This is a genomic window from Nostoc sp. (assembly GCF_036917355.1).
In the GTDB taxonomy this organism is placed as follows: Bacteria; Cyanobacteriota; Cyanobacteriia; order Cyanobacteriales; family Nostocaceae; genus Nostoc.
Window position 1 is genome coordinate 23,047 of the sequence record NZ_JBALDP010000099.1, and the last position, 20,594, is coordinate 43,640.

At 42.5% G+C, this 20,594-nt stretch carries 19 protein-coding genes; 14 read left to right on the forward strand and 5 right to left on the reverse strand.

Translation table 11 applies throughout. The annotated features are described in order from the left end of the window. Positions 1 to 179 precede the first annotated feature (179 nt). The 9 genes from V7K53_RS29310 to V7K53_RS29350 all read left to right on the forward strand — a co-directional run bounded on the left by V7K53_RS29310 (position 180) and on the right by V7K53_RS29350 (position 11,250). Entirely contained in the window at positions 180 to 1,091 is a 912-nt protein-coding gene (locus V7K53_RS29310) for a hypothetical protein (protein WP_335200974.1), read from the forward strand. A 16-nt stretch (positions 1,092 to 1,107) separates the two neighbouring features. After that, positions 1,108 to 1,455: an STAS-like domain-containing protein gene (locus V7K53_RS29315; protein WP_335200976.1), complete on the forward strand. Its 348-nt coding sequence runs from the start codon at positions 1,108 to 1,110 to the stop codon at positions 1,453 to 1,455. 3 nt (positions 1,456 to 1,458) lie between these two features. Beyond that, on the forward strand, positions 1,459 to 2,082 hold the full coding sequence (locus tag V7K53_RS29320) for a hypothetical protein (RefSeq protein WP_335200978.1): 624 nt from the start codon (positions 1,459 to 1,461) through the stop codon (positions 2,080 to 2,082). 113 nt (positions 2,083 to 2,195) lie between these two features. Next, on the forward strand, positions 2,196 to 3,308 hold the full coding sequence (locus tag V7K53_RS29325; RefSeq protein ID WP_335201077.1) for a precorrin-8X methylmutase: 1,113 nt from the start codon (positions 2,196 to 2,198) through the stop codon (positions 3,306 to 3,308). A gap of 353 nt (positions 3,309 to 3,661) precedes the next feature. Continuing rightward, the gene (locus tag V7K53_RS29330; protein WP_335200979.1) at positions 3,662 to 7,648 is read left to right on the forward strand and encodes a DUF4912 domain-containing protein; all 3,987 of its coding nucleotides are present in this window, start codon (positions 3,662 to 3,664) and stop codon (positions 7,646 to 7,648) included. A gap of 266 nt (positions 7,649 to 7,914) precedes the next feature. Beyond that, positions 7,915 to 8,091, forward strand: coding sequence for a hypothetical protein (locus V7K53_RS29335; protein ID WP_335200981.1), 177 nt, complete (start codon positions 7,915 to 7,917; stop codon positions 8,089 to 8,091). A gap of 65 nt (positions 8,092 to 8,156) precedes the next feature. Continuing rightward, positions 8,157 to 10,187, forward strand: coding sequence for an FAD-dependent oxidoreductase (locus V7K53_RS29340; protein ID WP_335200983.1), 2,031 nt, complete (start codon positions 8,157 to 8,159; stop codon positions 10,185 to 10,187). 386 nt (positions 10,188 to 10,573) lie between these two features. After that, positions 10,574 to 10,900, forward strand: a complete 327-nt coding sequence (gene clpS / locus V7K53_RS29345) for an ATP-dependent Clp protease adapter ClpS (RefSeq protein WP_292738203.1) — start codon at positions 10,574 to 10,576, stop codon at positions 10,898 to 10,900. Between the two features lie 5 nt (positions 10,901 to 10,905). Beyond that, positions 10,906 to 11,250: a DUF2103 domain-containing protein gene (locus V7K53_RS29350; protein ID WP_289798576.1), complete on the forward strand. Its 345-nt coding sequence runs from the start codon at positions 10,906 to 10,908 to the stop codon at positions 11,248 to 11,250. A 119-nt stretch (positions 11,251 to 11,369) separates the two neighbouring features. Here V7K53_RS29350 and V7K53_RS29355 read toward each other — a convergent pair whose 3' ends face one another. The 4 genes from V7K53_RS29355 to V7K53_RS29370 form a co-directional block, all read right to left on the reverse strand. After that, positions 11,370 to 11,690 (reverse strand): hypothetical protein, encoded by a 321-nt coding sequence (locus V7K53_RS29355; protein WP_334929240.1) that lies wholly within the window; start codon positions 11,688 to 11,690, stop codon positions 11,370 to 11,372. A gap of 906 nt (positions 11,691 to 12,596) precedes the next feature. Beyond that, on the reverse strand, positions 12,597 to 13,025 hold the full coding sequence (locus V7K53_RS29360) for a hypothetical protein (protein WP_335200984.1): 429 nt from the start codon (positions 13,023 to 13,025) through the stop codon (positions 12,597 to 12,599). Next, positions 13,022 to 13,876, reverse strand: coding sequence for an FAD-binding domain-containing protein (locus V7K53_RS29365; protein ID WP_335200986.1), 855 nt, complete (start codon positions 13,874 to 13,876; stop codon positions 13,022 to 13,024). The genes V7K53_RS29360 and V7K53_RS29365 overlap by 4 nt, the downstream gene beginning before the upstream one ends. Before the next feature lie 279 nt (positions 13,877 to 14,155). Then, positions 14,156 to 14,359: a hypothetical protein gene (locus tag V7K53_RS29370; RefSeq protein WP_335200987.1), complete on the reverse strand. Its 204-nt coding sequence runs from the start codon at positions 14,357 to 14,359 to the stop codon at positions 14,156 to 14,158. A 107-nt stretch (positions 14,360 to 14,466) separates the two neighbouring features. Between V7K53_RS29370 and bcp the strand changes: the two genes are divergently transcribed. The 3 genes from bcp to V7K53_RS29385 all read left to right on the forward strand — a co-directional run bounded on the left by bcp (position 14,467) and on the right by V7K53_RS29385 (position 16,845). Continuing rightward, entirely contained in the window at positions 14,467 to 14,946 is a 480-nt protein-coding gene (bcp, locus tag V7K53_RS29375) for a thioredoxin-dependent thiol peroxidase (RefSeq protein ID WP_335201078.1), read from the forward strand. A 109-nt stretch (positions 14,947 to 15,055) separates the two neighbouring features. Beyond that, on the forward strand, positions 15,056 to 15,682 hold the full coding sequence (locus V7K53_RS29380) for a type I restriction endonuclease (protein ID WP_335200989.1): 627 nt from the start codon (positions 15,056 to 15,058) through the stop codon (positions 15,680 to 15,682). 5 nt (positions 15,683 to 15,687) lie between these two features. Continuing rightward, positions 15,688 to 16,845 carry a cysteine desulfurase family protein gene (locus V7K53_RS29385; protein ID WP_335200990.1) on the forward strand — a complete coding sequence of 386 codons (1,158 nt, stop codon included), beginning with the start codon at positions 15,688 to 15,690 and terminating at the stop codon, positions 16,843 to 16,845. Between the two features lie 133 nt (positions 16,846 to 16,978). Here the strand turns inward: V7K53_RS29385 and V7K53_RS29390 are convergent, their stop codons facing one another. After that, positions 16,979 to 17,914 carry a 1-aminocyclopropane-1-carboxylate deaminase/D-cysteine desulfhydrase gene (locus V7K53_RS29390; protein WP_335200992.1) on the reverse strand — a complete coding sequence of 312 codons (936 nt, stop codon included), beginning with the start codon at positions 17,912 to 17,914 and terminating at the stop codon, positions 16,979 to 16,981. Between the two features lie 219 nt (positions 17,915 to 18,133). Here V7K53_RS29390 and V7K53_RS29395 point away from each other — a divergent pair, with 219 nt between their 5' ends. Further along, positions 18,134 to 19,864, forward strand: a complete 1,731-nt coding sequence (locus tag V7K53_RS29395) for a diflavin flavoprotein (protein WP_335200994.1) — start codon at positions 18,134 to 18,136, stop codon at positions 19,862 to 19,864. A gap of 158 nt (positions 19,865 to 20,022) precedes the next feature. Beyond that, entirely contained in the window at positions 20,023 to 20,535 is a 513-nt protein-coding gene (locus V7K53_RS29400; RefSeq protein ID WP_012407378.1) for a phosphate-starvation-inducible PsiE family protein, read from the forward strand. Positions 20,536 to 20,594: the final 59 nt, after the last annotated feature.

The window sequence follows — 20,594 nt, forward strand, 5'->3', positions numbered from 1 at the left end:
TGTGTTTTATTCTGAGTATGGTGTGCTAATTTGTAAATCTTCAAATTTTTGATCGGAGGATGAAAGTGATTGCCTGTGACACGCTTTGCAATCGCAAAAAAGCGCTAAATCATGTTGATACCAGTGTTAAAGTTCAAGATATAAATAACTAATAAATATCTGTAATAGTCGGAGCTATCTTGCTGTTAAAGACTAAAAACCAGTCAAATTTAATTCTTTATGTACCCACAATTGATGACAATCTATATCATTTTAATAAGTTATTCAAACTCCGGGATGAAATTGAGCAATTACCCCAAGATTGCTTAAATATCAAGGTAGATTTTCACTACTGCGAATTCTTGGGACACTACGGCGTTGCTTTTTTGGGGGGACTATTCAGTTTTATCGAAGCTCGTGGCGACTCTCTCGCTTTCGATTGGAATACACTTCCAGAGAAAATTAGTATGAACTTGGCTCAGAATGGCTTCCTGTGTGATTTTGGTTGTGACAGGAAACCCTGGGACGGCAACTCCATACCTTACCGGAATGATCTTCATCAAGATTATAATGCTATTGCAGATTACCTGAAATATAATTGGCTGGGCAAAGATTGGGTCAATATCAGTCCAAAATTACAAGATGCAATTACAGGGCGAGTCTTAGAGATATATTTCAATGCATTTGATCGTAGTCAATCTCCTGTGGGGGTGTTCAGTTGCGGTCAGCACTACCCCAATCTTGGTTTTCTTCATCTGACTGTCATTGACTTTGGTATTGGTATCCCTACTAGTGTTCGCTCTCTACCTCAGAACTCAGACAAGACTGCTAATGAGGCTCTACAGCGGGCGTTCGAGCCTGGAAATAGCACTAAGCAAGACAGTATCTCGCGTGGCACAGGCTTAAATTTATTGCAGGAGTTCATCGTAAAAAATCATGGAAACCTTACAATTTTTAGTAATGACGGATATGTCAACATAGGCAATAATATTATATATCAGAACAAATGTACTAATTTTAGAGGAACCTTAATTAATATCGCACTTCGCTGTGATGAATCTTACTACTGCCTAGCAACTGAAGCTCATCAACTTGAGAAGCGGCTATTTTAAAGAGGGACATAGAGGAATGGCACACAAAATTTTTGAGCTTGTCGGAAAATACGCCATCAGCGCTGAGAGTGGGCAGAAGGTATATGACCAGATTCATCCAGTTCTGCTTGCTGGCAACCCTGTAGAATTAGATTTTACTGGAGTTCAGGTCTTTGCTTCTCCTTTTTTCAACTTTGCGATCGGTCATCTCTTGAAGGATATTCCAGCAGATAACCTTAATCGACTGGTTGAGTTCAGCGCTATAAGTTCTGAGGGGTGGAATGTTCTTGAGCGTGTGATTGCCAATGCGAAGCATTACTATTCCGATGAGCAATTTCGTAATGCGGTTGATGCAGCGATCGCAGATCGGGCTGCAACTTTTTAAAGCATGGTGGTCAACCTTAGAATTCAAGCTGATATCATCGACATCAAAACTGATAATCCCCAGCAGGGTGATATTTTCCTTGTAGATACGAACGTCTGGTTTTGGCAGACTTATACAAATGCTGGTTTTGGTACTAAAACCTCCAAATTCAGCAATTATCTCAAATATATGAATCAAGCTCTTTTAAATGGAGCCACACTGACATATTCTGGGCTAATTTTGGCTGAACTAGCTCATATTATTGAAAAAACTGAATATGAGATTTATAAAAAATTGCATGGGTTTTTGCCACTTAAAGAATACCGTCATAATTACCCAAATGAACGGATAAATGTTGTTGCGGAAGTTCAGTCAGCTTGGAGTCAGGTTAAGGCGCTTGCTGTTCCTGTTGATCTGACAGTAGATGACGCAACAACCGATGCAGCACTAAACAGATTCCAAACTCAAGCTGTTGATGGCTATGACTTACTACTTCTCGAAGCTATTAGCAGAGCAGGAGCAGGGAAAATTAAAATTATCACAGATGACATGGATTATGCTGTTGTTCCAGATATTCAGGTATTTACAAGCAACAACAACGTCATCCAAGAAGCTAATATACAGAAAAAATTATTGGCTAGCAGGTAGTTTAACTAAACTAGTTTAAAAGCGTAGATACGCAGTGGCTTGTCTTCAGACATCGCCTTTTCTAAATGTCCCGTTGGCAATAATTAACCTCTTTAAGATCATAATTCGTGGAAATCAAAAGTAGCGAGCTGACAATTAAGCAGTTAACGCACTTGGTAGGAGGCGGTTTGACTCCGCGGATGGTGCGCCATTACCATCAGTTGGGACTGCTACCGCAACCAGTGCGATCGCGCAGCAATTACCGTCTCTACACCCAAAAAGATGTTCTCCGGTTACAACGGATTGTGGCACTGAAGCAGCAAGGGTTTCAGCTAAACCATATCCGCAATATTTTAGAGGTGGAACCAGAAGCCGACACAACGGTTAACCTCATGGGACAACTCCAGCAGCAATATCGCGCGGTTATGCAACAAATTTCTCAACTGCGACAAACTGCATCAGCATTAGAAGGATTATTGGGGCGCGATCGCCATTGTCAAATTATCCAAGCGGAAGTTTTGGCGCAACTCAAGTTACTTGATGTTGAAACCCAAGCCGGATTGGGAGGATTGGAAAATCTCTGGAGTGGTTTGGATGCCGAAATTCATACCCACTCGGAAGCTTTTACCGAATCGCTACAACGTTTACTTCCTGATTTGTCTCACCGTTCGGAAATTGAACAGCATTTAATTTCTCAGTTGGTTTTGGCTTGTGGCGATGTCAGTTTGGTGTCCTTTGTGAAATTGAGTCGAGATGCGATCGCAGCTAGTCGAGAAGCTTTATCTTTAAGTTGTCAAATTGTTGTCGATACTCAAACGGTTGCGGCTGCTTTAGATCAAACCCGATTACTTCACTTGGGATGCCGTACTGAAACCTTGATTGATAATCCCCATATTACTACTGCCACAGAAGCCGAAGTTGCTTTTTGGCAGCATCGAGAATGGCGAGAAAAATTGCAGCAAGTAAGTCAGGGTTGTGTGCTGGTAGTTGGTTATGCCCCATCAGTACTTCTGGAAGTTTGTGAAGCCATTGCTAACCAAAAAATTCAGCCTGCATTAGTAATTGCAATGCCCATTGGCTTCAGCCATGCTCCCGCAGCCAAGCGACAACTGATGCAACAGGGGATACCTTATATTACAGTTGAAGGGACTTTGGGAGGTGGCGCATTAGCTGCGACTGCCTTAAATGCTTTGGTTGAGTCACTGATTGATAAGCCAGATTGTCATTGTTATCTTCATAACTCATAACTCAGCACTCAGACTCAGCACTACTGAAAATAATATTGTTAAATAATATTGAATTTGCTACACTTTACCAGTTTTAGTAATTCAATAATTCATAATCGCGGTCATCAACTACCAACTTGGTATAAGTTGCAATATAACTTAGAAGAATTTATAGTAAACAGACTTTGGCAATTAGAGTATAAATTATCATGCTATCCAAGCTAGAGCGAAGTATAAATCAGCATAAGTGCTTTGAAGTAATTAGAACTAAAGATAACTCAGATGTATAATTAGCCCGTCTCCTCCATAATCTTTATAAAGATCGCGATTTAGGACTGGCAGGCTTTCTATTTTTTACTTTAATTAAGGGGCTTATGTGGCAACAAGAAAAAAAAGATACTTCGATAGTCAGACTGTTATTATGGGTTGCCTTAGCTACAACCCCGATGGCAGCATCTCTGGTGGCATCAGCACCGATGCTGGCACAATCTACACCTGAAGCTACCTCTTCGCCACTGCCACAAACAGTGCAGAATGAACCGATAGTGCGGATTGACGGTTCCAGTACCTTGAGTGCTATCAACCAAAGCCTGAAAGAAAGTTTTGAAAAACAGTTTGTCGGTAAAAAGGTTGAAGTTGCTGCAAACGGCACTGAGACAGCGCTGAAAGATTTACTAGATGGCAAAATCGATATAGTCGCAATGGGGCGCGGGTTGACGCCAGCAGAAAAAGCTCAAGGACTAGAACAAGTTCGTTTGCAGCGTGAAAAGATTGCGATCGTGGTTGGTGCAGACAATCCTTTCAAAGGAAGCTTGACTAGTAGGCAATTCGCCCGGATTTTCCGGGGGCAAATTACAAATTGGTCACAATTGGGAGGGCCTTCAGCCAAGATTCGGTTAATCGATCGCCCGAACACGAGTGAAACTCGCAATACTTTTCGTACTTATCCAGCCTTCAAAACTGCTGAATTTGCTACAGGGGCTAATGCTACCCAAGTAAGTGACGATAATACCGCAGAAATCATCAAACAACTGGGCAAAGACGGCATCAGCTATGTGTTAGCTAATCAGGTGTCGAAGTTGAAAGGTGTGCGAGTTCTGCAATTACATCAAGCCTTGCCAGCTGATGCAAGATATCCCTTCTCGCAACCTTTAGTTTACGTTTACAAAAAAGATCAGAGTTTAACCACAGTAGATTTTCTGGGCTTTACCCTAGCACCCGCAGGACAGCAAGCTATAGAAAAAGGTAGAGCTGCCGAAGCCGAGGCGATCGCAGCCAGCGTCTTACAACCTGCTGTTGCAGCTTCCTCCGGTGTCCAAACTACACCAGCGCCTACGCCTTCCCCTAGTGCCAGTAGTTCTGCATTTGCCGAACAGCCCTTTGTGGCTGCACCTACACAAAGCGCCCCCATTGTAAATAAAGAAACACCATTGTGGCTGCTGCTACCTGTCTTTTTTATTACTGTTGGTGGATCTGCACTATGGTGGATTCTGAAAAAACGCCCATTGCCCAGCGAAGAAACAGACAATTTACCAGAATCAAATCCTCATCCACCCAATGGAGAAACGGCGGCGCTCGATGCCAGCACAGTTTCCTCTCTGAATGGAACGACGCTAGAGGAGCAAGCAGTACCTCATTTCCAAGAGCAAGAAAACCCAGATCGCACTCCTTTCAACATCTACGCTCAAACACAATCTGACCTGAACCCAAATGCTACTCAGGGGACAGCAAATCTAGTACAAGAGACAAGTAATGGTACTTCTAACCTCTATGAAGGCACGACATCGGGCGTAGCTAATGGCTCTGAAAATAACAACTTAGGAGCCGCAGCTTTAGGTGGTGCGGCTATAGCAACAGGCATTGGAACGGCTACCTGGTCTACCTTTAACAACAAAGAAACAGAACCCAATGCAATCGATGAGACAGTTGAGCTAAATAATTATACGGAGACATACACTCCCGATTCTGATGAAGTTGCATGGGATATAGAAGCTCCGGCGGCTGTAGTAAATACTTCATATCCTTACCCCGGTAATATTCCAGAAGAGGTGTCTGATGTGGAACTGCCTTCATCTGAAGTGACAGCCTCACTCCCAGAATTACCAGATGTGCCACAAGCATCATCTGATTTTGGATATTGGGACACAGCAATTAGTGAAGATGAGGTAGATGAAGAACTTCAGGCAGAATTGAACTGGCTAGAGAGCATCACCTCTACTGAAGATACAGCCTCAGTAGATGAATTGCCCTTAGCGGAATCTGACGAAGTGACAGCCGATGTGGAAGCATCAGAGACAGATACATCTTCACTGCTCGATTTACCAGAATTTCCAGAAGATGTATTGAGCAAAGATGCATTGAATGTGGTAGCGGACGCAGCCGAACCCACTTTAAATTTGCCAGAGTCAGAACTTCCCACCGAGCCGACTGTTGGGGAAGCTAACTCTACAGATTTGGCCGCAGCCGCAGCTTTAGCAGCGGGTGCAGGAGTTGGCGCTTGGGCTAGCACTTTCGGATCGGATGCTCAAAATGGGACAATCGCAGCCGAAACAGCTAGCGGTTCGGTTGATGCAGATGAAGAAAGCAGTATTGTGCTCACACCACATACTTATACATCGGCTCATGTCTCTTGGGATATTCCCCCAGCAAAGAAAGCAGAACTGTGGCAACAAGGCGGTACTCAATTGGCAGTGCGGCTGTATAATGTGACTGGCATTGATTTGAGCTATCAAACTCCGCAGCTGGTACAGCAGTATGAATGTGCAGAGACAGCACACGATCGCATTGTAGAAATTCCCCAGGGCGATCGCGACTACATGGCTGAAATTGGCTATATCGCTTATGGCGAACACTGGTTATTCATCGCCCGTTCTGCAATTGTGCGTGTCTTCAGTCCTGTGAATCCAGATCCCATAGTCGATCGTGTAGCAATCGCAGGCGAAACAGCTATTGGTTTGGTAGATTCTCAAGAAGAAAGCAGTATTGTCCTCACACCAGATACTGATGGATCGGCTCATGTCTCTTGGGAGATTTCCGAAGCCAAGAAAGCAGCACTACGGCAACAAGGCGGCTCTCAATTGATCGTGCGGCTGTATGATGTGACTGGCATTGACTTGAGTTATCAAACTCCGCAGCTTGTCAAGCTGTATGAATCTGAGGAAACAGAAAACGACGGATTGGTGGACATTCCCCAAGGCGATCGCGACTACATGGCTGAAATTGGCTATCTCGCTGATGGCGATCGCTGGTTATTTATAGCTCGTTCTGCGATCGTTCATGTCTTCAGTCCTGTGAATCCAGATCCGGTAGTTGATGATGTCGCAATCGCGGATAAAACAGATATCGATTTGGTAGATGTCCAAGAAGAGAGCAGTATTGTCCTCACACCCCGCACTTTCCAATGGGCTGAAGTCTCTTGGGAGATTTCCGAAGCTAAGAAAGCAGCACTGCGACAACAGGGCGGCTCTCAATTGGTAGTGCGGCTGTATGATGTGACTGGAATAGACCTGAGTTATCAAAATCCTCAGTTTGTCCAGCAGTATGAATGTGAAGAGACAGCACACGATCGCTTTGTAGAAATTCCCATCAGCGATCGCGACTACATAGCTGAAATTGGCTATGTCGCTGATGGCGATGTCTACGGCGGTAAACTACGCTGGTTATTCATTGCCCGTTCTGCGATCGTTCGTGTCTTTAGTCCAGTGCCTACAGAGCCGACGACAAAAGATCCCGTCGTTGAAAATGTAGCATCAGTCAGCGAAACAGCTATTGGCTTGGCAAATGTAGAAGCAGAAACTGCCCCAGAAGAGAGCAGTATTGTCCTCACACCCAGGACTCCCAAGTGGGCTTATGTCTCTTGGCACATCTCCAAAGCTCAGGCGGAAGTACTGCGTCAACAGGGCGGTTCCCAATTAGTAGTTCGGCTCTATGATGTCACAGGCATTGACTTGAGTTATCAAAGTCCCCAGCTTGTCCAGCAGTATGAATCTGAAGAAGTAGCACGCGATCGCTTTGTAGCGATTCCCGTGAGCGATCGCGATTACATGGTTGAAATTGGCTATATTGCTGATGGCGATCGTTGGTTACTTATAGCGCGTTCCGCTAACGTCCGGGTATTCAGTCGTCCCCAAGGAGATTTCTGGTTTGTGGCTGATGCTGAGTTAATTATTCACGGAGCAACTCAACCAAATACCAACGTAAACATTGGTGGTCATGCCATCAAAGTTAAACCCGATGGTACTTTCCACCTACGTCTTCCCTTTTCAGATGGTTTAATGGACTATCTCATAACGGTAGCTGCTGATGGGGAATCCACAAGAACTATCCATAAGAAGTTCTTTCAGGAAACTTCCGAAAGGTAACATTCTCTGAGTTATCCCCTCTAACCCGAATGGCACTAAGAAAAGCCCAAAGGCTTGTGTCGTCTTGTTACCAACCTGGAAGCTGGGAATGTATTTAAAGTGGGCTTCTGCCTCTTGTCAAGCTACTGGAGGCGGAGCCTCACAGAATGGGTTCCCAGCCTAGAGGCTGGGAACCAGTTAGAGGAAGGGCTGTATCTTTTCTTAGCGCCATTCCCCTCTAACCCGATTCTCTCTTTTTAGGGAGTGTAGGAAGGGGGGATTTTATTATGCCAACTTTTGTTTTTATCCCTGTTAAGGGAAGCGATCGCAATACGATTCGATTAAGGTTTTTTGATGAAAATTATAGATCGCAAAAATGTGAGAAATCATCACAAAGACACGATTCATCGCGTATTGTAGAGACGGCGATTCATCGCGTCTCTTGCTCTGGAAAAATTTCTTGAGTTAGACATTTTCTCAATGCTAACGTCTACAAGGTGACACAGGATTTGGAGCGGTTTTTTTAACTATGAAACATAGACACAAAGTAGCTTTTAGCTTAACATCGCTAATCGGTCTTAATTTAATCTCTAGCTTAGTCGCATTCGATCGGGCGAACGCAGCGCCACCAAGAACCCCAGACAAAAGTGTAAATTGCGAAATTTTAGTTGTGGGTGGTGGACTTTCTGGTGTAGCCACAGCTTATGAGGGTTTGCTAGCAGGGCGAACAGTTTGTCTCACAGAAATTACTGACTGGTTGGGAGGACAAATTTCTGCTCAAGGGACATCTGCATTAGATGAACGTCCAACTCAGCGTGCTTTGAAATTTTATTCTCGCGGCTATCTAGAATTGCGAAACCGCATTGGGCGTAAATACGGTAAGCTTAACCCCGGTGAATGCTGGGTAAGTGAATCGTGTTTTCTTCCCCACGATGCTCACACAATTTTGACCCAGATGCTTAAAGATGCCGAAAAGCAGGGCAAAGGGAAGTTGCAATGGTTTCCCAACACAGTAATTAAGGATTTAGAAATCGCTGCCGATGGCAAAATAATTAATAGTGCGATCGCAATTCAATCTCAACCACCAAAAGGCGCACCACCTCTTAATACTTTTACATTATCTCAAAGTATTGAAGATGCTTATCGCTACGACAATTCATCTCGGTTTACTAAAACCATTGTCCGTTTTATCCCCAAAGCAACGGAAGAGGATGCTCCTAAATGGTACGTCGTAGACGCTAGCGAAACTGGCGAAATTATCGCCCTTGCTGATGTCCCTTACCGATTAGGTATTGATGCCCGTTCTTACCTAGAACCTTCTGCTTCCAGCACTAACAACGACCCATATTGTCCTCAAGGCTTTACCTATACCTTTGCAATGGAGGCTACCAAGGAACCGCAACCGCAGACAATGCCTGCATTTTATCCACAATATGCGCCATATTTCAGTTATGAGTTGAAGCGACTAGCTAACTTTGATTTAGTTTTTACCTATCGTCGCATTTGGAGTCCAAACAAAGGGAAACCAGCAAAATTTGGCGGTGTAAGTTTTACTGCGGCTGCACCAGGCGATATCTCGATGCAAAACTGGACTTGGGGTAACGACTACCGCCCCGGAACAGCCCAGGATAACCTAATTTATACCCGCCAGCAGTTACAAGCGACTGGACAGTTAGAGCCAGGAGGTTGGATGGGAGGACTGCGGACAGAAACCCTCCGCAAAGCTGAGGAAAATGCCTTATCTTTCTATTACTGGTTAGTAGCTGGGACTACGGATTCTCAACTAGGGGATGGTGTCAAGCAGCCACAAACTAATAACCGCCTTGTTTCCGGTTTAAATTCGCCAATGGGGACAGCGCATGGTTTATCGAAATATCCCTATATGCGAGAAGGACGGCGGATTATTGGCCGCCCCAGTTGGGGACAAGCCGAAGGTTTTAGTATTGGGGAAATTGATATTTCCCGCCGAGATTATAATGACGAGTATTACTCCAAGACTCTGCCAGCAGATATGTATCGTCGCCTACGAGCAGCAGTTGCAGGTTTAGAAGCAATATCAGTAATTGACGGTAGAGTTCCACCAGATAAAGCAATGCGACGGACTCGTTCTACCATTTTCCCCGATGCTGTGGGTATTGGTCACTACGCTATAGATTTCCATCCTTGCATGGTAAATAGTCCCCCAGAAGCCCCTGGTAACGCAGAACGTCCAGGCGAAAGACGTGGTGCGGGTCAAGCTTATCCCTTCCAAATTGCTTTGAGAGCAATGATTCCCCAGAAAATTGATAATTTGCTCGTAGGTGGCAAAAGTATTGCGACTAGTCATATTGCCGCTGCTGCCTATCGAGTACACTCATTTGAATGGTCGGCTGGCGCAGCTGCGGGAACTGTTGCTAGTTTTGCACTCAAAAATGCGATCGCACCTTACCAACTTGTTGATGACTTACCTAAACAAGAGCCACAACTAGAAGCACTCAAACGGCTTTTGCAACAAAATGGCAATCCTACCGCCTTCCCCGATACATCTATTTTTAACGAAAACTGGGATAATTGGAAATAAATTGTCATTTGTCATTGGTCATTAGTCACTTGTACTGAGTTTCGACTGCGCTCAACTACTGCGTAGTCCTTCGCGCAGCGTCTCGTAGAGAAGTGCAGCCTTTCCAAGAGTTGTATTGGTCATTGGTCATATCAAGTCCGGTTAATCACTTATGATTACCGAATCTGTGCAAAAATCCCAAAAGCCTATTCCCCCAGTAAGAACTGCGGTATAAATGATAAGTCTTTAGCCGGACACGATATCATTGGTCATTGATTAGAGACAACGAACAAATGACAAATGACAAATGACAAATGACAAATGACAAATGACAACAGACTACTAAACAATGAACTAAACTAATTACTTATAGTGTAGTTTTGTAAAATTATCTTGACAATTGTTTTATGGTTATGACACTTTCAGCAGATGTTTACGGGATGTCCACAGCACCAACTATAGCTCCTGAACGGTCTAATCAAGTTATCCGTAAGACTTATCCGAATTACAAAGTGATTGTATTAAACGATGATTTTAATACATTCCAACACGTGTGTGAATGTTTGATGAAATATATTCCGGGGATGAGTGGCGATCGCGCGTGGGATCTGACTAATCAGGTACACTATGAAGGTCAAGCGATCGTCTGGGTCGGGCCCCAAGAACCTGCGGAACTATATCATCAGCAGCTGCGCCGAGCAGGTTTGACAATGGCACCTCTAGAAGCAGCTTAATTATTATGGGCAAACCCTCCGTAGATCCCCTTCGCACGGCTTCTCTACGAGACGCTACGCGAACACAGAAAGCTGCCAGACTGGTTTGGAATCACTCAACACACCTTTCTGGTCTTATCCCCATTTTAGAACGTCTTTGTCAGCAAGATGGTATCCAAACTGTGACGCCGGGAGTGATTGGGCGATCGAAGGGTCACTGTCCAAAAATGCAACTACGCGTCTCTGTACCTATTCGCGGCGGCTATAAAGTCATTGCACGGCAGGGGAAAACGGTACAAGAGGTCTTTATTTTAACAACTTTGCCCCAGGATCAACTAGAAGCTGCATTAGCGATCGCCATGAGATGTTAATCATACCCGATAGGAGTGCCGAGTGCTGTACATGGATAGCGGGGCGTTTAGCCCGTGCTGAGTTGGGGAATCTCACTTTTTTACCCAATGCCCAATGCCCAATGCCCCATGCCCAATAACTATTCCTCAACTCGATGTACTGCAAATTTGTGTAGCGGCAGACTAACGATGCAAGAAAAAGTTAAGAAATATGACAGAGCCGTAGTTATTTTCAAAGTCATGACTACAGATTCCCAGCCGGGTAAAACTATTTTTTCGATGCCAAAAGCTACACAGTAAACTAGCCAGTAACTAAAGCTCATTCTAAACAGAATTCGCTCTGTTTCTTCCATCTCATTTGTTTGCTGCTTACAATCCCACAGTAACAACAGTCCAATAATGCAAGCGACAAAGGAAACAGCAACTACAGATTCGTGACAAAATATATTTAACGAATGCATTTGTGTTTATTCCCACATTTTTTCAGTTGAAACTCAGTCTAAAGGAATATTCCTTGCGGAGCTACAAATTATTTACAAACCTCAATAGATTGAAGAGTGCTGAGTGAAAAATCTCACTTGCAACTCAGCACTCGTAACTCGATTAATCTGCAACGCTAGTTGCCAAAATTGAAGCGTTTGCAACAATTGCTGCTTCATGTATAAGAAACGTTTAAGTATTTCCAAGAAATGTATAAGCAATTGCTGGAAAGGCTTAATACTTTGCAACAATTGCTGCTTCATGTATAAGAAAGGTTTAAGTATTTCCAAGAAATGTATAAGCAATTGCTAGAAAGGCTTAATACTTTGCAACAATTGTTCCTCCATGTATAAGAAACGTTTAAATGATTGCAGCAATTGTTGTAATTAGCTTATGAGTTAATCTTGGTTAAAAAATCAAAATCTTTTAACTAAGATTAACTGCCCTCATCCCCTAATCCCTCCTCCCAAATCGGGAGAAGGGGAGCCAATTTTAAAGCCCCTCTTCCAAATTGGGCTACGGTGTACACACAAGTCTGAAATAGTTGATTAACCAGGGTTTTACCCCACCCTAACCCTCCCCTTTACAAGCAGGGCTGATTCATTCCCCAAAGAGCTTTAAAAATCAAGGGTTCTAGCGATTAAAAATTAGTTATTTTGTTACCGACGTGCCGATGAAACCAACTATTTTACTGGTATTTCAGTGCTTAAATGTTCATCTCTTCGTCACGCTTACTTACAATTTTCTCGCTAACCATCTTGACAAATCCTGTTTGAAATGGAATGAAACAGCCCTGCTTTCTAAGGGGGGATTAAGGGGGGTAAATCCAGAATTTGGGCTTCATTACCAAGATGTGTATACACCGTAGCCCACTTTATAAGAGGGATTTAGAGTGAAGGCTTTTGATAAACATAATTTTGAGCCACTTTCCAATAACGCGAGAACCGTTTCAAGTCAATATAGCCGTCATAGTCAAAAAATGCTTCTACCTCTAACACTTCCACTGCTAGAGAACGCTCCATTTCATTACAGATATCATCAAATCGGGGACTGGGACTATCGGCTGTGACAACTAAATTGGCATCATGTTCTTGAGCAAAAGCTAAAATTTCTTGTGCCACATCGCCACGGCGAATAACAACAGGTAACTCTAGCAAACATTCGTAGATAAAAGTCAGACGTTTAAGACTCAATTGCCATTCCTCTATCAAAGCCTCATCCCAAACCCAGATAGCTGGGGCATCAGGGTATTTTTGCAATGCGGGATTATTTGGACTGAGGCAATCTCCATGCACCCAAACAATTGGTTTATTCATTTTTTACCTTTCTTTCCACGCTGCCAACTTTGGCTATTAGGTTGTTTGCTAAATTCGCCTTTGGGAAAAAGTCGCTGTTCTAATTCTTCATAACTGCCTTCAAAATCACAATGACCGTAAAGGGGACATTTCTGACAATAAATGCCTTCAGTGTAGCGTTCTAAGTTTTCACGGTTGAAAAAATACGGTTTCTGACTAAAAGTGCTAGCAACCCACTGCCATGACATATTATTACTAGCAGGATCTCCATCTAAAAGATGCTCAAGAAACCATTTGGCTCCAGCTTGCCAATGAATACGCTGCCAATGGACAATATAAGCCGCTAGCCACATTCGTGCATGGTTATGTAGATAACCAGTTTCTCTCAAATCATGACTGAAACTGTCAATGCAAACTCTGCCTGTAGTTCCTTCTCTAATATCTTGTGGAAATTCGGGTGCATATTCGCCTACAGTATAACCAGTTTTGTACTCTTCCTGGTCTTTCCAGATTTCATCCCCCAACTTCATATACAACCGTTGCCAATAGTCGCGCCACCCTAACTCGTTAATTAGTTTCGTAGCATCTTCTTGTTGCTGTACCTGGTTGAGGACATAATCTCGAATTTCTCGCAAACTCAAAACGCCATAGCGGATGTAAGGCGAAAGACGCGTGACTGCACCTGCGAAAAAATTACGTGTTTGGGCGTAGCGAACTGGGTCGATTTTTTCCAGCGCTGTTTGTGCCGCTTTGCGTCCTCCCAGAGTTTCGCTGATGTGGTTATCGTGTTCTGCTGCACCTGGGAATTGTTCGCGCAGGTAGGCTACCAACTCATCGCGGTTGGTAAATTCGCGTTGCATATCTTTAGGCATGTGAACTTTGAAGAGTAAGAATAGATAAACAAAAATACTTGTAGGTTAAGTCATTATTATGGCGCAATACAGTTCAGAATGAGCAACAAAACCCTCATGTAGAGACGCGATTTACCGGGTCTTGAAAGACCAATTATCTATACCAATAACCATTAACTGAAACGTATTGTATTATGGCGTATCAATATAAGTGTACACGGTAGGCATTTCTCTCAACTTAGTGAGAGGACTTTTTTCATATTAAGCAAAGATGAATGAGTGATATGGAAACCTAATTAATTACTCAGGCAGTTTATCTAACTCTTTGATTCCTCGTTCTTGCAATAGTTGAATTACTTCATTATCAACAAATGTCACAGCATCAAGACTAAAACTATAAATGCAGCAACATGTTTTACTGTCTTCATCTACAAATTCTTCGGATTTGATGACTCGAAGATCGTCGATTAATCGGTCTTTCCATTCTTGTAAAGTTTCAGTCATTGTGGGAAAAAGGTTCTTCTATCGGTATTTTTTGTCTAAGTCCCAATCAAAGAAAGCATAGCTATATGTACAATTCTAAAGCGATCGCAATTTCTCACACCTCCATCATGAGCAACATTCCCCAAGTCGGACAACCAGCACCAGATTTCTCCACACCTGACCAAAATGGCAATTTAATCACTCTTGACGACCTCAGCAGTCAGTGGGTTGTCCTCTATTTCTACCCTAAAGATGATACACCGGGCTGTACCACCGAAGCGAAAGATTTCACCGAGTTGTATCAAGACTTCAGCGCACTGGGATCAAAAATCTTAGGCGTAAGTCCAGATTTGGGTAAATCCCATTGTAAATTTATCAGCAAACATAACTTGTTAATTACCCTCTTGAGTGACCCAGAACATATTTTGACAGAAGCCTACGGTGCTTGGCGCTTAAAAAAATTTATGGGCAAAGAATATATGGGTGTTGTTCGCTCAACTTTTCTAATTTCACCTGATAAAATTATTGTCTATACTTGGCCTAATGTGAAAACCAAAGGTCACGCTCAAGCAGTTTTAACTAAATTACGAGAATTAGCAGCCACCTAACGAAACTGAATGCAGGTATAGTTACAGCAATGCTACGTAATATTCCTCTAGAAACTGCCAGCGTGATGATTAAAGTAAATAATTAGACTTTTTGCAACTTGAAATAAACATGGTTCAATTTATCCAAGCACAAAATGTCGGGCTTGCCTATTTAGAAGAAAGATTTAGCCTAAAGCTAGCCGAAGATGAGGCATTCTTCACAGAATGGTTTGAAAATTTACCGGAAATTACAGATTTAGAAAAGCAAGATTTAGACAAAATAAAACTTCATTTTCTCCGTTTAGTCAAGCGTCCTCCTTTGTCAGAAGAAACGGTTAAATTAGTAGTTTTATCTCCTTTACTCAATTTAGCTGGATTTTATGATGAGCCTTTTTATATGAGAGGCGAGGAATCAATAGAAATTTCTGCGGAAGATGAAGGAGAAATTATTAGAGGTAGAATTGATGTTTTAGTTATTCAAGAACAATTATGGTTGTTAGTCATTGAATCTAAAAGGTCTAGCTTTTCTCTTTTAGAAGCCGTACCTCAAGCACTTGTTTATATGTTGGCTAATCCTAGTCAAGACAAACCTACTTTTGGATTAGTAACAAATGGTAGTCATTTCATTTTTATAAAACTGACTAAACAAAATATACCAAAGTATGCATTGTCTGATGAATTTAGTCTGTTGAGGAGAAAAAATGAACTGTATCAAGTTCTAAGCGTATTAAAAAATTTGAGTCAAAGTTTGAGTTAATAATTATGTCTATTCGTCCGATCTACCTTGATTGTCACGCTACTACAGCCGTAGACGAACGGGTACTAGCAGCAATGCTTCCCTACTTCACAGAAAAATTTGGCAACCCAGCAAGTATTAGTCATGTTTATGGTTGGGAAGCAGAAGCTGCTGTGAAGCAAACGCGAGAGATTTTAGCAGCAGCAATCAACGCCACACCTGAAGAAATTGTGTTTACGAGTGGTGCAACAGAAGCAAATAATTTAGCAATAAAAGGTGTTGCTGAAACTTATTTTAAAAAAGGTCAGCATATTATTACTGTTGCTACTGAACATAATGCAGTAATCGATCCTTGTAATTATTTAAAAAGTCTTGGTTTTGAAATTACTATTCTCCCTGTCCAGAAAGATGGATTGATTGATTTAACTGAGTTAAAAAACGCTTTCCGTCCTGAAACGATTTTAGTATCAGTGATGGCTGCAAATAACGAAATTGGTGTGTTGCAGCCATTGGCAGAAATTGGAGAAATGTGCCATGAACACCAAATCATTTTCCACACCGATGCCGCCCAAGCTATTGGTAAAATTCCCTTAGATGTGCAAGCGATGAAAATTGACTTGATGTCGCTAACAGCACATAAAGTATATGGCCCTAAAGGCATTGGAGCGCTGTACGTCCGCAGACGCGATCGCAGAGTGCAACTGGCTCCCCAGCAGCACGGCGGCGGACATGAGCGGGGGATGCGTTCTGGTACATTGTATACACCGCAAATTGTCGGCTTCGGTAAAGCTGTAGAAATCGCTTTGGCTGAACAAGCAACAGAAACCCAACGCCTCACCCAATTAAGACAAAGATTATGGGAACAGCTATCGCAAGTTAAAGGGATTCATCTCAACGGACATCCTCAACAGCGATTGGCGGGAAACTTGAGTATCAGTGTTGAGGGAGTGGATGGAGCCGCGCTTTTGCTAGGATTGCAGCCAGTAATGGCTATATCTTCTGGTTCTGCTTGCTCGTCGGCACATACTGCACCTTCTTATGTTCTCACAGCATTGGGACACCCCCAACAGCTAGCTTATGCCTCAATTAGGTTTGGTATTGGTAGGTTTAATACAGAAGAGGAAATTGATATTGCGGCGAAACACGCGATCGCTACTATTCAAAGTTTACAAAATAAACGGTAAGAACTGGATGCCACTAAGATAAGCCTAAAGTCTTACGTTGCCTCTGGTCAAGCCACTGGAGGCGGAGCCTCCGAGAATCGGTTCCCAGCCTGGAGGCTGGGAACCAGTTAGAGGTGTAGCAATGCTAGGTCTTTTAGGTTTTAGCAAACCTCTGCAACTTTTCTTCCATACCAACGTTACCCTGTAAGCCGCCTGTGTGTACCAGCAACAATCGATCGCCTTTACAAAAAAATCCCTGCTGTAGTAAATCCATCACTCCGTAAAACATTTTGGCGGTATATACGTAATCGAGGGGTACGCCATGTTCCTGTGTGAACTGTTGGCTGAACAGTAGTAACTCATCGTTCACCTTTGCATAGCCGCCGAAATGATAATCACATACCAATTCCCAGGAAGCGGGAGAATTATATGGTGTGGGTAAACCAGAAGCTAGGTAATTTGTCAATAAACTTTTGATTTCTTGGGCAAGAAATGCGCTATTTTTTAATACGGGAAAAGCGATCGCTCTTTGTCCTTCATGCAACGAAAGCGCAATACCGGCTAGTGTAGTGGCTGTACCGCAGGCTACGCAGATATGATTAAATGCGGCACGCTCAATTATCTCTGTACAGCCGCGCACACCATTTAAATTACTCCCACCTTCGGGAATGATAAACACCTCACCAAAACTTTGTCGCAGATATTCTTCTAACGCTAGTGTGTTGCGCTGTCGATACATTTCGCGGTTCAGATACACAAGCTGCATACCCTGTTGTACAGCAAAATTCAGCGTTGCGTTTAATGGTAGCCTCTCTTCTCCACGAATTACGCCGATTGTGCGAAAATCGAAAAGATTACCAGCCGCCGCAGTTGCATAGATGTGATTGGAATAAGCGCCGCCAAAGGTTAGCAGTGTTGTGAAATTTTTCTCTTTGGCCTCTAAAAGATTGTATTTCAGCTTAAACCACTTATTACCATTAACCCACGGGTGCATGAGATCCAGGCGCAGCACATATAGTTCAACACCAGCATGACGGGCGATTTCGCTGTTAATTTGTTGTAGAGGAGGAGTAATAAAGGTTAAAGACATCTGTCAAGATTCTAACTTATAATTTGCATTTTCTCTCGTTTATTATCAAATATAAAAGTAATGATAAACATTGAGTAATTCAATGGTAAGTCAAGCTAAATGATGAATAAATCTTTCTAATGATTAGCTTTAGAAATTGGCATTTTACTAATTGAGTGTTTCAGGTAAATATAAGAAACATAACACTCGCTCCAGATAATATTCTTTTGGAGAAAAGAAATGGTTGCACTCACACAGCTTACTCAAGTTATTTCCCATCCTGGACGTTTGACGATTGAAACTGTTGAAATTGCTCCTCAAACGACTGCTATACGCTGTCTCGATTGGGATAGAGAACGTTTTGATATCGAGTTCGGTTTACGTAATGGTACAACCTATAATTCTTTCTTAATTCAGGGAGAAAAAATTGCCTTAGTTGACACATCCCACCGCAAGTTTGAGCAATTATATCTTGAGGTAGTAGCGGGATTAATCGATCCAACTAAGATAGATTACTTGATTATTAGCCATACAGAACCAGACCACAGTGGCTTAGTGAAAGATATTTTGCAATTAGCTCCTTCCATTACTGTTGTTGGTGCAAAGGTAGCTATTCAATTTTTAGAAAATATGGTTCACCAGCCTTTTAAATCAATGCAGGTGAAAAGTGGAGAGCGATTAGATTTAGGCAACGGACACGAATTAGAATTTATCTCTGCACCTAACTTACACTGGCCTGACACAATCTTGACCTATGACCATAAAACTTCCACACTTTACACTTGTGATGTGTTTGGGATGCACTACTGTGATGACCACACTTATGATGAAAATATCATTTTACTTGAGGAGGATTTTAAATATTACTATGATTGTCTTATGGGGCCTAATGCCCGGTCTGTCTTGGCAGCTTTAAAGCGGATTGAAAAGTTAGAAATAGCAACAGTTGCTACAGGACATGGTCCTTTATTACAAAACTATATCTCCGAATGGCTGGGACGATATCAAAACTGGAGTTTAGAACAAGCAAAAACAGAGACTTTAGTGGCTCTATTTTATGTTGAAGATTACGGGCATAGCGAACATTTAGTCCGTAACATTGCACATGGATGCGCAAAAACAGGCGTAGCAATAGAATTAGTAGACCTCAATAGTGCAGAGCCTCAAGAAGTTCGAGAATTAGTTGCACAAGCTTCTGGTTTAGTAATTGCAATGCCACCCCAATCTTCGGTGATGATTCAAGCTGCTTTAAGTACAATTTTGGCTGCTGTTCATAAGAAACAAGCAATTGGTTTATTAGAGTCGGGAGGGGGAGAAGACGAACCAATTTACCCCTTACGTAATAAGTTTCAAGAACTGGGATTAACTGAAGCTTTTCCACCTATTTTAGTTAAGGAAATTCCTACCCAAGCAACGGAACAACTTTGTGATGAAGCGGGGACAGATATGGGTCAATGGTTAACCCGCGATCGCACCATAAAACAAATCAAATCTATCAACACCGAGCTAGAAAAAGCTTTAGGGCGGATTACCACAGGATTATACATCATCACTGCCAAAAAAGGAGAAGTTCAGAGTGCAATGTTGGCTTCATGGGTGACACAAGCCAGCCTTGAGCCTTTAGGAGTTGCGATCGCAGTATCCAAAGACCGGGCAATTGAATCCTTGATGCACGTTGGCGATCGCTTTGTTTTAAATGTTTTAGAAGAAGGCAAATATCAAGGATTAATGAAACATTTCCTCAAACGTTTTGCTCCTGGTGCAGATAGATTTGCGGGAGTGAAAACATATCCAGCTAAAAATGAATCGCCCGTTTTAGCTGAAGCTTTAGCTTACATGGAATGTGAAATTACTAGCCGCATGGATTGTGGAGATCATTGGGTAATTTATAGCACAGTTCAAACTGGAAGAGTTGCCAACCTACATGCACTTACTGCCGCACATCATCGCAAAATTGGCAATCATTACTAAATTGTCATTTGTCATTGGTCATTTATCATTTGTCAATAATTAATAATTCTTCTTCCTCTGCTCCTCTGCTCCCCTGCTCCTGTGCTCCCCACAGACGCGATTCATCGCGTCTCTACCCACTCTTGTACAGACGCGATGAATCGCGTCTCCCAAAAACTATGTATAAATCTGTTGAAAATACCCCGATTACCATGTACGAAATCAATCGTGGGCGCGTTGTCCGAAGCTTGGAATTTATCCAAGATGTAATTGTAATTTCTTTGTGTATCGGTTTATTTAGCTTCATGGTGCTTCAGGTGAGAGATATGTTTCTCTCCTTGCTTCCACCTCTAGATTTTCATGCTGTTACTGCCGATATTCTCTTTTTACTTATCTTAGTTGAGCTATTCCGATTGTTGATTATTTACCTACAAGAACATCGAGTATCTATTGGGGTAGCTGTTGAAGTTTCTATCGTTTCCGCATTGCGAGAAGTCATTGTTAAAGGTGTTCTAGAAACAAGTTGGAGTCAAGTTTTAGCAACTTGTGCTTTTTTATTAGTCCTGGGAGTACTACTATTTCTCCGAGTTTGGCTACCTCCTACCTTTGAAGGTATCGACCCGGAACAAGAAGTATCTAAACGCTATAGAAGCCGAGCAAAGTCTGAATTAATACAAAACAATGGTCATTAAAAATAAGGAGTGGGGAGTTAGGAGTTAGGAGTTAGGAATTGGGGAGATGAGGGAGACAA